Source organism: Pseudomonas sp. TWR2-1-1 (assembly GCF_049897045.1).
Classification (GTDB): domain Bacteria; phylum Pseudomonadota; class Gammaproteobacteria; order Pseudomonadales; family Pseudomonadaceae; genus Aquipseudomonas; species Aquipseudomonas versuta.
In genome coordinates this window covers 695,701-709,597 of sequence record NZ_JAFCVM010000001.1, presented here as the reverse complement: position 1 = coordinate 709,597, position 13,897 = coordinate 695,701, and the positions used below count along the sequence as shown (strand labels likewise).

General features: G+C 58.5%; 12 protein-coding genes. 8 read left to right on the top strand and 4 right to left on the bottom strand.

Annotated elements, in window-relative coordinates:
* The first annotated feature begins 102 nt into the window (after positions 1-102).
* Positions 103-1,002, top strand: a complete 900-nt coding sequence (locus ACP7BO_RS03385) for a LysR family transcriptional regulator (RefSeq protein WP_426208602.1) — start codon at positions 103-105, stop codon at positions 1,000-1,002.
* Positions 1,003-1,379: 377 nt separating this feature from the next.
* Here the strand turns inward: ACP7BO_RS03385 and ACP7BO_RS03380 are convergent, their stop codons facing one another.
* Positions 1,380-2,273 (bottom strand): helix-turn-helix domain-containing protein, encoded by an 894-nt coding sequence (locus ACP7BO_RS03380; protein WP_073508868.1) that lies wholly within the window; start codon positions 2,271-2,273, stop codon positions 1,380-1,382.
* 175 nt (positions 2,274-2,448) lie between these two features.
* Here ACP7BO_RS03380 and pobA point away from each other — a divergent pair, with 175 nt between their 5' ends.
* Positions 2,449-3,633 (top strand): 4-hydroxybenzoate 3-monooxygenase, encoded by a 1,185-nt coding sequence (gene pobA / locus ACP7BO_RS03375; RefSeq protein ID WP_426208600.1) that lies wholly within the window; start codon positions 2,449-2,451, stop codon positions 3,631-3,633.
* Positions 3,634-3,693: 60 nt separating this feature from the next.
* Complete coding sequence (locus ACP7BO_RS03370) at positions 3,694-5,211, top strand: MDR family MFS transporter (protein WP_426208598.1); 1,518 nt, start codon at positions 3,694-3,696, stop codon at positions 5,209-5,211.
* Positions 5,212-5,285: 74 nt separating this feature from the next.
* On the opposite strand, the gene ACP7BO_RS03365 is transcribed toward ACP7BO_RS03370, so the two are convergent.
* The 3 genes from ACP7BO_RS03365 to ACP7BO_RS03355 form a co-directional block, all read right to left on the bottom strand.
* Positions 5,286-6,107, bottom strand: a complete 822-nt coding sequence (locus ACP7BO_RS03365; RefSeq protein ID WP_426208596.1) for an ATPase — start codon at positions 6,105-6,107, stop codon at positions 5,286-5,288.
* A 62-nt stretch (positions 6,108-6,169) separates the two neighbouring features.
* Entirely contained in the window at positions 6,170-7,168 is a 999-nt protein-coding gene (locus tag ACP7BO_RS03360; RefSeq protein ID WP_397455927.1) for an NAD-dependent epimerase/dehydratase family protein, read from the bottom strand.
* 52 nt (positions 7,169-7,220) lie between these two features.
* Positions 7,221-8,114 carry a LysR family transcriptional regulator ArgP gene (locus ACP7BO_RS03355; protein WP_060690991.1) on the bottom strand — a complete coding sequence of 298 codons (894 nt, stop codon included), beginning with the start codon at positions 8,112-8,114 and terminating at the stop codon, positions 7,221-7,223.
* A gap of 98 nt (positions 8,115-8,212) precedes the next feature.
* On the opposite strand from ACP7BO_RS03355, the gene ACP7BO_RS03350 reads away from it, so the two are divergent.
* From ACP7BO_RS03350 to ACP7BO_RS03330, 5 genes are all read left to right on the top strand, one after another.
* Positions 8,213-8,614, top strand: a complete 402-nt coding sequence (locus tag ACP7BO_RS03350) for an ACT domain-containing protein (protein ID WP_060690990.1) — start codon at positions 8,213-8,215, stop codon at positions 8,612-8,614.
* A gap of 5 nt (positions 8,615-8,619) precedes the next feature.
* Positions 8,620-9,222 (top strand): LysE/ArgO family amino acid transporter, encoded by a 603-nt coding sequence (locus tag ACP7BO_RS03345; protein ID WP_397455925.1) that lies wholly within the window; start codon positions 8,620-8,622, stop codon positions 9,220-9,222.
* Between the two features lie 186 nt (positions 9,223-9,408).
* Positions 9,409-10,005, top strand: a complete 597-nt coding sequence (locus ACP7BO_RS03340) for a superoxide dismutase (protein WP_060690988.1) — start codon at positions 9,409-9,411, stop codon at positions 10,003-10,005.
* Between the two features lie 303 nt (positions 10,006-10,308).
* The gene (locus ACP7BO_RS03335) at positions 10,309-12,327 is read left to right on the top strand and encodes a putative bifunctional diguanylate cyclase/phosphodiesterase (protein ID WP_426208917.1); all 2,019 of its coding nucleotides are present in this window, start codon (positions 10,309-10,311) and stop codon (positions 12,325-12,327) included.
* A 147-nt stretch (positions 12,328-12,474) separates the two neighbouring features.
* The gene (locus ACP7BO_RS03330) at positions 12,475-13,821 is read left to right on the top strand and encodes an imelysin family protein (protein WP_397455924.1); all 1,347 of its coding nucleotides are present in this window, start codon (positions 12,475-12,477) and stop codon (positions 13,819-13,821) included.
* Positions 13,822-13,897: the final 76 nt, after the last annotated feature.

Here is a 13,897-nt window from a genome sequence, read left to right as displayed (position 1 = left end):
AGAGTCGTGGGACGGTGTAAGCGATGGACAGAGCTTAGTAGCACCACAGCCAACTAAAAATGCGATGCTTGAACATAGTCTGTTTCGGATATCGGGCAAATCATGGATCGTCTTACTGCAATGCGGGTGTTCACCACTGTCGTTGACCTTGGCAGCCAGTCGGCGGCGGCCGATCATCTGGACCTGTCGCGCCCTGTCGTTTCGCGCTACCTGGCTGAACTCGAAGAGTGGGTGGGCGCCCGCTTGATGCACCGCACCACGCGCAAACTGAGCCTGACCGCCGCCGGTTTCGAAACGCTGCCCCGCTGTCGGCAATTACTGGAACTGGCTGATGACCTGCAAGCCACAGTCAGTGTTCCCGGTGATGCGCCGCGGGGCTTGTTGCGCATCAGCGTCAGTACCTCGTTCGGCCAGGCCCAGCTGGCTTGTGCCGTTACTGATTATGTAAGGCTCAATCCACAGGTCAGCATCGATCTGCAAATGCTCGACCGCACAGTGAACCTGGTGGATGAACGTATTGATCTGGCGATTCGTACCAGCAATGACCTGGACCCGAACCTGATTGCCCGCAAGCTGACGGTCTGTCGCTCCGTGCTGTGTGCGTCCCCGGCCTATTTGCGTGAACATCCGGCACCGCAGCAGGTTGAAGAACTCAGCCGGCACAACTGCCTGACCCACTCCTATTACGGCAAAAGCCTGTGGCATTTCACCCGGGGCGGTGAAGACGTCGCAGTGCCGGTGCAAGGCAATATCAGCGCCAATGAAGCCAGCACGCTGTTGAGCGCCACACTGGCGGGGGCCGGTGTTTCGTTGCTGCCCACGTATCAGGCCGGGATTCATGTGCAACAGGGCACGCTGGTACGTCTGCTGCCGCAAGCTGAGCCCCGGGTATTGAACATTTACGCGGTGTACGCCTCGCGCAAACACATGCCCGCCACGTTGCGCAGCATGCTCGACTTTCTCGCCGAACGGTTTACCGAAGAGCCTGCGTGGGACATCTGAAAAACCACTTTGCACGTGGCCAAATAATCATGCGAGTAGTCCATTTGGAGGATGAAGCGCTGCATGACCACTCGTACAAATAGCATGGCAAGTAATAGGGTCTATTGACGTTTGGTTGTGGCCGCGACAACTAAATGTCAACAGACCCTTGGGTCTGAACTAGCCTCAAGGGTGTGACGTCTAGGAGATGAATGCCATGACCACTAAAACAAAAACCAGATGCATGACCTTGTTTCTCATTTTTGCTGCCGCTGTCCTGTTTGCTGGCGCCTGCTACCGCGCCGAACAAACCCGGCAAGCAGTCGGATATACCGTCAGTTGCAATGGCGGGCACTGTAATTCTGCGTTTAGTGCTCTGAGGTAAGGAAGCCCCGGAGTCAGACCGGACTGCTGTTGTCAGTCCGGTCTGTGCGAAACGCGCTGGGCGAAGTCCCTGTCAGACGCCGGAAAAAACGCGAAAAATACGCCGGGTCTGCAAAACCCAGGCTCTCGGCCACTTCGCTGATGGTCATCGGTGTGTAAATCAACTGCCGCTTTGCCTCCAGTAACTGGCGCTGATGAATGATCTGCAGCGCCGACCGCCCCGCCAGCTCGCGACAGATGCTGTTCAAGTGCGCCACCGAAATGCCTACCTGGTGCGCCAACTGCTCAACCGACGGCTGCTCGCGAAACAATGTCTCGACCCGTTGATTGAACTGGCTCAAATACTCTCGGCCGCGTTGTGGCAACTGCCGCGATTCATGACGCACCATCACCTGACGCGTGACCCACACCAAAAGCACACTGATCAGCGATTGCAGGAGCATGTCGCGGGCAGGCTGTGCGCCCACATATTCGCTTTGCAGCACACTGAACAGATTATTCAGGTAATGCCGGTCCTTGCCTGCCGGGTAGCTGGCAACCCGTTGCAAAGCACTTATCGAACCGCCCAGCCGGGCTTGCAATTGCGCCACCAGCGGTGCCGCCAACGTCAGCACAAACCCTTCAACGTTGGGCGAAAACTGAAAACCGTGGACGCACAACGGCGGGATGACCTGAATCGCCGATTGCTCGAGTACATGCAGCTGGCCTTCGACTTCAACCTGCGCCCGCCCCTTGTGCACGTACAGCAACTGGCACAAATCAGCATGCCGGTGCGCACGAATCTCCCAGTCGTGGACGCGGCTGCGCAGCGAGATGGTTTCGCAGTGCAGCAGGTCGGGGCTGAGCCAGTCGTGCTGCTCACCGTAAAGCTTGAAGACCGGAATCGACGAATAGGCAGAAGGATTCATTGCACCAGAGTCTAAATAATTTTCCGGAGACCGATAACCGCACCGATTAGCGAAAAGTACCGGTAATGACGCTGTTATCACCTTCTATTGCCCGTCTCGCAAGCGAAAAATACAAGCACAAACTTATAAGAACGACCTCGCCCTTAACGGCCGGGGCTTGCCGGAGACCATCATTATGAGAACTCAAGTCGCCATTATCGGTGCTGGCCCTTCAGGCCTGTTACTCGGTCAACTGCTGCATGGGGCGGGTATTGATAACGTCATTATCGAACGCCAGACGGGGGATTACGTACTGAGCCGAATCCGGGCGGGGGTGCTCGAACAAGGCATGGTCGACCTGCTGCGCCAGGCCGGGGTCAGTCAGCGTATGGACGCTGAAGGTCTGGTGCATGACGGTTTCGAACTGGCGCTGGAAGGGCGCCAGGTCCATATCGACCTCAAGGGTCTGACCGGCGGCAAGAGTGTGATGGTTTACGGCCAGACCGAAGTCACCCGGGACCTGATGGCTGCACGTGCGCAGACAGGCGCGCAAACCCTGTACAGCGCCAGCAATGTGCAGCCTCATGATATGAAAACCGACGCCCCCTACCTGACCTTCGATAAAGACGGCGAAAGCTGGCGCCTGGATTGCGATTACATTGCCGGATGCGACGGGTTTCACGGCGTGGCACGTCAGTCGATTCCCGAGGACGTACTGAAAATCTTCGAACGCGTGTACCCCTTCGGCTGGCTCGGAGTGCTGTGTGATACCCCGCCCGTCAACCACGAACTGGTTTACGCCAAACACGAGCGTGGTTTTGCCCTGTGCAGTCAGCGCTCGGCAACGCGCAGCCGTTATTACCTGCAAGTGCCGGCCGAAGAAAAGGTCGAGGGTTGGTCCGACCAACGCTTTTGGGACGAACTCAAGGCCCGCCTGCCAGCCCCCTTGGCTGAACGCCTGGTGACCGGGGCATCGATCGAGAAAAGCATCGCGCCGCTGCGCAGTTTTGTGGTCGAGCCCATGCAATACGGACGCATGTTCCTGGTGGGCGATGCCGCGCACATCGTGCCGCCTACCGGAGCCAAAGGCTTGAACCTGGCCGCCAGTGACGTCAGTACGCTGTTCAATATTCTGCTAAAGGTTTACACACAAGGTCGCACCGATTTGCTGGAGCGCTACTCCGAGGTCTGCCTGCGGCGCGTGTGGAAGGCCGAACGTTTTTCATGGTGGTTGACCTCGATGCTGCATCGTTTCCCTGACAGCGACAGCTTCAGCCAGCGGATTGCCGACAGTGAGCTGGGATATTTCGTCGACTCCGTGGCCGGGCGCACGACCATCGCAGAAAATTACGTGGGCCTTCCTTACGAGGCTATCGAATAGCAAGCTATCGAGTAGACTGAGCGGCATTCCACCACAGGCATGCCGCGCACAGGTGTTGTAGTGACCAATCTGAATCAGCCCCCCCAAGCCAAACCTGCCATTCGCAGCATTCTGGTCGCCCTGATGCTGGCGATTTTTCTCGGCGCGCTGGACCAGACCATTGTGGCCGTCTCCATCCCCGCCATCTCTGCCCAGTTCAAGGACGTCAGCCAGTTGGCCTGGGTGATTTCGGGCTACATGGTGGCCATGACCGTGGCCGTTCCCATCTACGGCAAACTCGGCGACCTGTATGGGCGCAGGCGCCTGATGCTGTTTGGCATGGGCCTGTTTACCCTGGCCTCGCTGTTTTGCGGCCTGGCCCAGAGCATGGAGCAACTGGTGCTGGCGCGGATCATTCAGGGGATCGGCGCCGGCGGGATGATTTCGGTAAGCCAGGCGATTATTGGCGACATTATTCCGCCGCGCGAGCGTGGGCGGTATCAGGGCTATTTCAGCGGCATGTACGCGATTGCCAGCGTTGCCGGGCCTGTTCTGGGCGGCTACATGACCGAGTACCTGTCATGGCGCTGGGTGTTTTTGATCAATTTGCCGCTGGGCCTGGCGGCGTGGTGGATCTCCTATCGCACACTGGTAGGGCTACCCGTCCCGCAACGCAAACCGATCATTGATTATCTGGGTACGGTCCTGATGATTGTCGGGCTGACCTCATTGCTGCTGAGCATCACCTTTATCGGTCAAGGTCATAGCTGGCGTGATAGCCAGGTGCTGGGGCTGCTGGTGGCTGCAATAATCGCGCTTGGCCTGCTCGTGTGGCATGAGCGCCGCACGCTGGAGCCATTGCTGCCGATGCACCTGTTCGCCAATCGCAGCGCGGTGCTGTGCTGGTGCACGATCTTTTTCACCAGCTTTCAGGCGATTTCGCTGATCGTGCTGATGCCGCTGCGCTATCAGAGCATCACCGGCGCCGGCGCTGACAGCGCCGCCATGCACCTGCTGCCACTGGCCATGGGCTTACCGATGGGCGCTTACTTTGCAGGGCGCATGACCTCGGTTACCGGCTATTACAAACCGATGATTCTGGCAGGTGCGGTGCTGATGCCTCTGGCAATTTTCGGCATGGCTTTCAGCCCGCCAAGTGCGCAGGTGTTGAGCGGCGTCTTTATGTTGTTCGCCGGGATTGCAGCCGGGATGCAGTTTCCGACCTCACTGGTGGGCGCGCAAAACTCGGTACAGCAGCACGACATTGGCGTGGCCACCAGCACCACCAACCTGTTCCGCTCACTGGGCGGTGCAGTAGGGGTGGCGCTGATGTCGGCCTTGTTGCTGGCACTGTTGCACGACTCCTTGCTGGCCCCTGCTGCCGGGCAAGTGATGCTAGGGGAAGGCAGCTCGGGCAACGTATTGCTGGACAGTCTGAATGCGGTACAAGGCCCCGCACTGGCCAGTCTTCGCGCAGAACTGCTGCAGACCTTCCGTCACTTGTTGATCATCAGTGCGGTGATCTCACTGCTGGGGCTCAGTGCTGCGATCGCCATGCCCAATCAGGTATTGCGCGGGCGCGAAGACAAGGCTCAATAGACAGTCCGGGCACCAGGTGCAGTGTGCACCGGTGCCATCGCGAACAAGCTCGCTCCTGCAGCTTTTGCAGCCCATCAAGGCCTGGCGCTGATTTGCTTCTGCAGGTTCTGGATCTGGCTTTGCAGGGTGTTGATGTTGCGCGTCACCTGGCCGCGGAATACGTCAAACTCTGCGGTGTTGGTGCCCTGGGCAGGGGCCGGGCGGTTCTCGAGCTCACTTTTGAGCACCATCAAGTCCTGCTCCAGACGCTCCACCGCCGCGCCCGGGTTGCCTTGTTTTTTCAGGGCCGCTACGTCTACCGCTTGCTGCGCGACACTGGCTTTGAGCGTGGACAGTTCACTGGCCAGACTTTTCATATCGGTTTCGAGCCTGGTCTGGCTTTCTTTCTGAGCCGTCACCTGCATCAACATGGCGGCATTGATTTGCTCAAATCGGCTGTCCAGCTCGCCCTGCTGCCCCGTCACCAGACCTTGCTGGCGCTTGCCCTGCTCCAGCAACTGTTCCTCAAGCTGCTTGATCTGCAACTTCAAGGCTTCGCTACCGTTGTTAATACTCGACTCGCTGGCCACCACCTTCCCCGAAATGGCCTGCAAGCGCCCCGCCGCCTCTTCACTGATACGGGCAAAGCTTTCCTGGGTCGCCACCAGTTGCTGCTCCATCAACGAAATCTGCTGAAAGCTCCACCACGCCAGCCCCGCCACCGACAGCAACAAAGCACCGATCAGGACCCATAAAGGCCCGGTGCTCGGCCCCTTGACCTGGATGACAGGCGTGTTGCGCGAGTACACCGTGGTGCGCTCACGAGCACCGCCTGCCGGCTCCGGTTCGTCCTGATCATCCACCGTAGCGCGCAGGGTCGGAACATCGTGAAAGTCGTCGCGGGCATCATTACGCATGGCAAAACCTTTTGTTGAATCCTGAAAATAGCCTCAAGGTACAAGCTTCAGGCACCAGAGGGTTAACGGTAAGGCGATTCCTGGGCTTTCCACCAGCCGCAAAACTCATCAAGCGCCGCCCATAGACTGACTTTAGGGTCGTAGTCCAGGTAGTGCCGGGCGCGGCTGATGTCGAGGGTAAAGTCCTTGTCCATGATCTGCACGCCCAAACGCGAGAGCGTCGGCTCGGGCTGACCCGGCCACATTTTACAGGCAGCCTCGCTGAGTGCTCCCAGGCTGTAGGCCAGGCCGTAGCCACGATAGCGGGTGACTTGCGGCACGTTCATTTGGCGCATCACGTAATTGATCACGTCCCACAGCGGGATCGGTGTGCCATTACTGATGTTGTAGGCCTTGCCCACGGCCGACCCCGTGGTCAGCAGACTGCTCATCAACGCTTCGTTGAGGTTTTGGATGCTGGTGAAATCGACCTTGTTCAGGCCATTGCCCACGATTGCCAGACGACCTTTGCGCTGCAGTTTGAGCAAGCGCGGGAAGAGGCTCATATCTCCCGCTCCGGTGACGAATCGCGGACGCAGGGCAATCACTTCAAGGCCAAACTCCTGAGCACCGAAAACCTTTTGTTCGGCCAGGTTTTTGGTCGCGGCATAGGGATGCCGGAAACGCCTGGGCAACTGGTCTTCCGTCAGGTCGGTATGTGAACGGCCATCGAAATACAGTGATGCCGAAGACAGGTGCACCAGACGTCGCACGCGTTGCTTCAAGCAGGCTTCCACCACGTTTTCGGTGACCAGCACGTTGTCGCGGTGGAAGTCCTGATAACGACCCCAGGCGCCCGTGTGGCCAGCACAATGCACCACGGCATCGACATCGACACACAAATCGCGCACCAGCAAGCCATCGGTCAAATCACCCGGGATAAATTCAGCCCCACGCCGCACCAGGTGTTCAACACCTTCGGCCCGTCGCCCGCTGACCCGTACGTCAAAGCCCTGCTCCAGGGCTGAACGCGCGAAGCGTCCGCCTATAAAGCCGCTCGCGCCGGTGACCAGAATCTTCATCAATCACTCCAAATGCTGTAATTCTTGTTGCCTGCTGTTTAAACGCTGGTTGTCAGGCCAAAGGCACTAACCAGCGGGGCGCCGAGCGAGTTAAATGTTCGGTCAATTGCCCCAGCAGTTGCCCACCGTTGCGCCAATGATGCCAGTACAGTGGCACGTCGATCGGTTTATCTGGCAAAAGCTCCACCAGCCCCCCGCTTGCCAACTGCTCGCGCACCTGTAATTCGGGGACCAGCCCCCAGCCAAGTCCGGCTTCGGTTAGGCGAATAAAGCCTTCGGAAGACGGACACAAATGGTGCTCGAATCCGCCGTCTACCCCAAGCATTGCCAGGTAGCGATGTTGCAAAAAGTCATCCGGGCCGAATACCAGCGCAGGTGTTTTGGGCAATAACTCAGCACTCACGCCGCCGGGAAAATGCCGGGCAATAAATGCCGGGCTCGCCAGCGCCCGGTAACGCATGGCCCCCAGCAATACACTGCGGGCGCCGGCCACCGGGCGTTCGCTGGCACACAGGCAGGCAGCCACTTCACCAGCCCGCATCCGCTTGAGACCCACGTTTTGATCTTCAACCACCAGGTCCAGCAACAGGTGCTGGTCGGCACAAAAGTCACCGACCGCCGTGGCCCACCACGTTGCCAGGCTGTCGGCATTCAAGGCAATCCGCAGGCGCTCGGGCAGACCTTCATCATCGAGTGCCGGTACTGCACTCTGCAAATCGCGCTCAAGTAAACGCACTTGCTGGACGTGGTTGAGCAAACGCCGGCCAATTTCGGTCGGGCTCGGCGGCGTCGCGCGAATCAGCACCGGCTGGCCGATTCGCGCCTCCAGCAGTTTGATCCGCTGGGAAATGGCCGATTGTGACAGTCCAAGCACCTGCGCTGCACGCTCAAAACCGGCCTGTTCTACCACTGCGGCAAGCGCAGAGAGCAATTTATAGTCGAACATCAGTTTTCCTAATGAGCGATCAGCAATATTGGTTTTTCTTATACAGCTTCAGCCCCGAGAATAGCCAGCATCACTTTCCATTCTTCAAGGATCCCTCCATGGCTGGCGAAACCGCCCTGGCAACTTTGTTGCGCAGCATGAGCCCGCATCTCAATGAGGGCGACTATGTGTTTTGCACCCTCCCCGACCATCGCATCCCGGACGGTTGTGAGGTGATCGGCAGCTTTCGGGAACAGGAAGGCCTGACGGTGATTGTCGAACGCCAGCAGGCTGAACAGGCCGGGCTTGGCTATGACTACATCGCCGCCTGGATCACGCTGAACGTGCATTCGGCGCTGCAGGCAGTGGGTCTGACAGCCGCCTTCGCCAGTGCTTTGGGCCAGGCCGGGATCAGTTGCAACGTGATTGCCGGTTACTACCACGACCATCTGTTTGTCGGGCGCAGCGATGCCGCCCGCGCCATGGCAGTTCTGGGTCAATTGGCAGCCAGCGCGGAGTAAAGACGATGTGGCAAAGTTATGTGAACGGCTTGCTGGTAGCCCTGGGTTTGATCATGGCCATTGGCACTCAAAACGCCTTTGTTCTGGCACAAAGCCTGCGCCGGGAACATCACCTGCCGGTGGCGGCCCTGTGCGTGGTATGTGACGCTCTGCTGGTCGCTGCCGGGGTATTTGGCCTGGCGACGGTGCTGGCCCAGAACCCTTTGTTGCTGGCCATTGCCCGCTGGGGCGGGGCAGCGTTCCTGCTGTGGTACGGCACCCTGGCGCTGCGCCGGGCCTGTTCGAAACAAAGCCTGGGTCAAGGTGAAAACCACAAGGTGCGCTCGTTGCGCGCAGTCATGCTCAGTGCCCTGGCAGTCACTCTGCTCAACCCCCATGTGTATCTGGACACGGTGCTGCTGATCGGCTCCCTGGGCGCCCAGCAAACCGAACCCGGCGCTTATGTCGCAGGGGCAGCCAGTGCTTCACTGCTGTGGTTCTCCGCCCTGGCTCTTGGCGCCGCCTGGCTGGCGCCGTGGCTGGCACGTCCGGCGACCTGGCGTTTGCTGGACTTGCTGGTGGCGGTGATGATGTTCAGCGTGGCGTATCAATTAATAAGTGCTGCTTGATGCTGGCCAGAGCGCTTGCAAAATCTTTGGAACCTCTATCCCACACAGTTGTTGCGTGGTTTTGCCGCACCCCCGGTGCTATGATCCAGCCCCTGCGCCGCTAAGAGTAAAAACTCGTCGGCGCGTGTTTGGCCGCCCGTGATCGGCCTTGCGCTCATCGCAACTGACCTGATTAGGAGAATCATCATGGCTTTCGAATTGCCGCCGCTGCCCTACGCACACGATGCCCTGCAGCCGCACATCTCCAAAGAAACCCTGGAGTTTCACCACGACAAGCACCACAACACCTATGTCGTGAACCTGAACAACCTGGTGCCAGGCACCGAGTTCGAAGGCAAAACCCTGGAAGAGATCGTTAAAACCTCTTCGGGCGGTATCTTCAACAACGCCGCTCAGGTCTGGAACCACACTTTTTACTGGAACTGCATGACGCCAAACGGCGGCGGCCAACCTACCGGCGCGCTGGCTGATGCCATCAACGCAGCTTTCGGTTCGTTCGACAAGTTCAAGGAAGAGTTCAGCAAGACTTCCATCGGCACTTTCGGCTCCGGCTGGGGCTGGCTGGTGAAGAAAGCTGACGGCTCCCTGGCCCTGGCCAGCACCATTGGCGCCGGCAACCCGCTGACCAGCGGCGACACCCCGCTGCTGACCTGCGACGTTTGGGAACACGCCTACTACATCGACTACCGCAACGTACGTCCGAAGTATGTTGAAGCGTTCTGGAACCTCGTTAACTGGAAGTTCGTTGCTGAGCAGTTCGAAGGCAAAACCTTTACTGCATAAGCCTGACTCCAGGTAAAAAAAACCCGGCATGCCGGGTTTTTTTTTGCCTGTTTAAAAGCGCCGAAGCGCACACGGCGGGACATTTCGGCAAGCCGGTATCAAGGGCCGGATTTATTTTGTTCAGCCACTCAAGTTAACCAAGCAATATACCGACACAATAGCCAGTGTTGACCTTGCGCAATTGCTGCCTCGAACATCCGCAACAGTCATTCAGCCCCATGGCAAAAGGCATTATCGGCAGAAACAAGGAAGAGCGCTTTGAAGCAGGAAGTCAAACACAGCTTATCGGTCAAGTTGCTGCGAATGGTGCTGCTGTCGGCGCTGGCCGTAGGAGCAGTGCTTGGTTGCGCGCAAATCGTTTTCGATGCCTACGAAACCCGCCAGGCCGTGGCCAATGATGCCGAGCGCATCCTCGACATGTTCCGCGATCCCTCAACGCAGGCGGTATATAGCCTGGACCACGATATGGCCATGCAGGTCATCGAAGGCCTGTTCCAGGACGATGCCGTACGCCAGGCGTCCATCGGACACCCCAATCAAGCCATCCTTGCCGAAAAATCACGCCCCTTGCACAACTCGTCAAGCCGATGGCTGACCGACCTTATTTTGGGCCGGCAATACACGGACAGCATTGCGCTGATGAACCGTGACCCGGGCAGCGAGTATTACGGCGACTTGAACATAACGCTCGACACGGCCACGTACGGCAGAGATTTTGTTACCAACGCCGTGATCATTTTCATCTCCGGTGTGTTGCGCGCATTGTTGATGGCACTGGTGCTGTATCTGGTTTATCACTGGCTTCTGACCAAACCCCTGTCCAAAATCATCCGGCACCTGACCAGCATTAATCCTGACCGCCCCGGTGAGCAATTAATGGCACCACTCAAAGGCCACGAGCACAATGAACTGGGGCTGTGGGTTAACACCGCCAACCAGCTGCTGGCCTCCATCGAGCGCAATACCGATTTGCGCCGCGAAGCGGAAAACTCGTTGTTGCGTATGGCTCAGTACGACTTTCTGACCGGCCTGCCTAACCGACAGCAACTACAGACCCAGCTGGGGAAAATTCTGCTGGAAGCCCGCCGTTCGCAACGCCGAGTTGCCGTCTTGTGTGTGGGGCTCGACGATTTCAAAAGCATCAACGAACAGTTTGGCTATCAAACCGGCGACCGGCTGTTGCAGGCCCTGACTGATCGTATTCGTGCCCACAGCGCCAGCCCGGGGGCTCTGGCACGCCTGGGCGGTGACCAGTTCGCGCTGGTTCAAGCGCATATCGAGCAACCCTACGAAGCCGCCGAGCAGGCCCAGGGCATCCTTGATGAACTCGAAACGCCCTTCCATATAGACGGGCAAAACATCCGCTTGCGCGCCACGATTGGCATCACCCTGTTTCCCGAGGATGGCGACACCTTCGAGCAGTTGCTGCAAAAAGCCGAGCAAACCATGACCCTGGCCAAAAGCCGCTCGCGCAGCCGTTATCAGTTTTACATCGCCAGCGTCGACCGCGAGATGCGGCGCCGGCGCGAACTGGAAAAAGACCTGCGCGAAGCACTGCCCAGAAACCAGCTCCACCTCGTCTACCAGCCCCAGATCCGTTACAGCGACCATCGGGTGGTCGGTGTCGAGGCGTTGCTGCGCTGGCAACACCCGGAGCACGGTATGGTCCCTGCAGACCTGTTTATTCCGCTGGCGGAAAAAAACGGCAGCATCATTGCCATCGGCGAGTGGGTGCTGGACCAGGCCTGCCGCCAACTGCGCGAATGGCACGATCAGGGCTTCAGTGAGCTGCGCATGGCAGTCAACCTTTCTACCGTACAACTCCACCACGTCGAACTGCCGCGGGTGGTCAATAACCTGATGCTGGACTACCGTTTGCCGCCACGCAGCCTGGAGCTGGAAGTCACGGAAACCGGCCTGATGGAAGACATCGGCACTGCCGCCCAACACCTGCTGAGCCTGCGCCGCTCCGGAGCCCTCATCGCAATCGATGACTTTGGCACCGGCTATTCATCGCTGAGCTACCTCAAGAGCCTGCCGCTGGACAAAATCAAGATTGATAAAAGCTTTGTCCAGGACCTGGTTGACGATGACGACGATGCCACTATCGTGCGGGCGATTATTCAGCTGGGTAAAAGCCTCGGCATGCAGGTGATTGCCGAAGGCGTCGAGACCCTCGAACAAGAAGCCTATGTGATCAATGAAGGTTGTCATGAGGGCCAGGGCTATCTGTACAGCAAACCCCTTGGTGCGCGGGAGCTGAGCGTTTACCTGAAACAGGCGCAGGCGACCGGTGTCCTTGGTGGGCAGGGCGGTGTTTGATTATTGAGCCTGAATCCGGCCCGGGCTCATGTAAATAAGAAATATTTACAACACTACCCTTTACACAAAATGCATATCTTTCGCATCATGTCGCAGTTTTGTGTGCAGCCGCACGCTTGTCCCACCTCTCGAAGCAGGATTTTCGCCATGATTCGTATGCCCCTGGCTACCGCCAGTCTGCTGGCCATTGCTATCTCACTCGCCGGTTGTGGCGACAAGGACAAGGAAAAAACTGCGGCGGCTCCTACGCCGGCAGCAGCGACCAGCACCGCAACGCCAGCGACCGACATCACAGCGGCGAAAGTCGATGAAGCAGCCGCCAAAGCTGTTGTCGCGCATTACGCCGACATGGTTCATGCGGTGTTCAGCGACGCCGAGTCCGGTGCGAAAAAACTGCAAACGGCTATCGATGCATTCCTCGCCAAGCCAAACGATGACACCCTCAAGGCCGCCCGTGCAGCCTGGGTTGAAGCGCGCGTACCTTACCTGCAAAGCGAAGTGTTCCGCTTCGGCAACACCATCATTGATGACTGGGAAGGTCAGGTGAATGCCTGGCCACTGGACGAAGGCCTGATCGACTACGTTGACGCCAGCTACGCCGGCGCATTGGGTAACCCGGGCGCCAACGCCAATATCATTGCCAACACCCAGATCCAGATCGGCGAAGACAAGGTCGACGTGACCGAAATCACTCCCGAAACCCTGGCCAGCCTGAACGAGCTGGGCGGCTCCGAAGCCAACGTGGCGACCGGCTACCACGCGATCGAATTCCTGCTCTGGGGCCAGGACCTCAACGGCACCGGCCCAGGCGCGGGCAACCGCCCGGCTTCGGACTACCTTGAAGGCGAAGGTGCCACCGGCGGCCACAATGAACGCCGTCGCGCTTACCTCAAAGCGGTCACCCAACTGCTGGTCAACGACCTGAACGACATGGTCGGCAACTGGGCCCCGGACGTAACCGATAACTACCGCGCCACACTGCAAGCCGACACCCCGCAAAACGGCCTGCGCAAAATGCTGTTTGGCATGGGTAGCCTGTCGCTGGGCGAACTGGCAGGCGAGCGCATGAAAGTGTCGCTGGAAGCCAACTCCCCTGAAGACGAGCAGGACTGCTTCAGCGATAACACCCACAACTCGCACTTCTACGACGCCAAAGGCATTCGTAACGTGTACCTGGGCGAGTACGTGCGCACTGACGGCAGCAAAATGACCGGCCCAAGCCTGTCGTCGCTGGTAGTGGCGGTTGACCCGGCTACCGACGCTACGTTGAAGTCCGATCTGGCCGACACTGAAGCCAAGATCCAGGTCATGGTTGATCTTGCCAACAAGGGCGAGCACTACGACCAGTTGATCGCTGCAGGTAATGACAAAGGCAACCAGGTGGTACGCGACGCCATCGCTGCACTGGTCAAGCAGACCGGCGCTATCGAACAGGCAGCCGGCAAGCTGGGCATCAACGACCTGAACCCGGACAACGCCGATCACGATTTTTGATCTGCCGCGTTTGAGTGAATGATGAGGCGGCCCCCGGGCCGCCTTTTTTATTCGACACCACATACCTCTGTAGGAG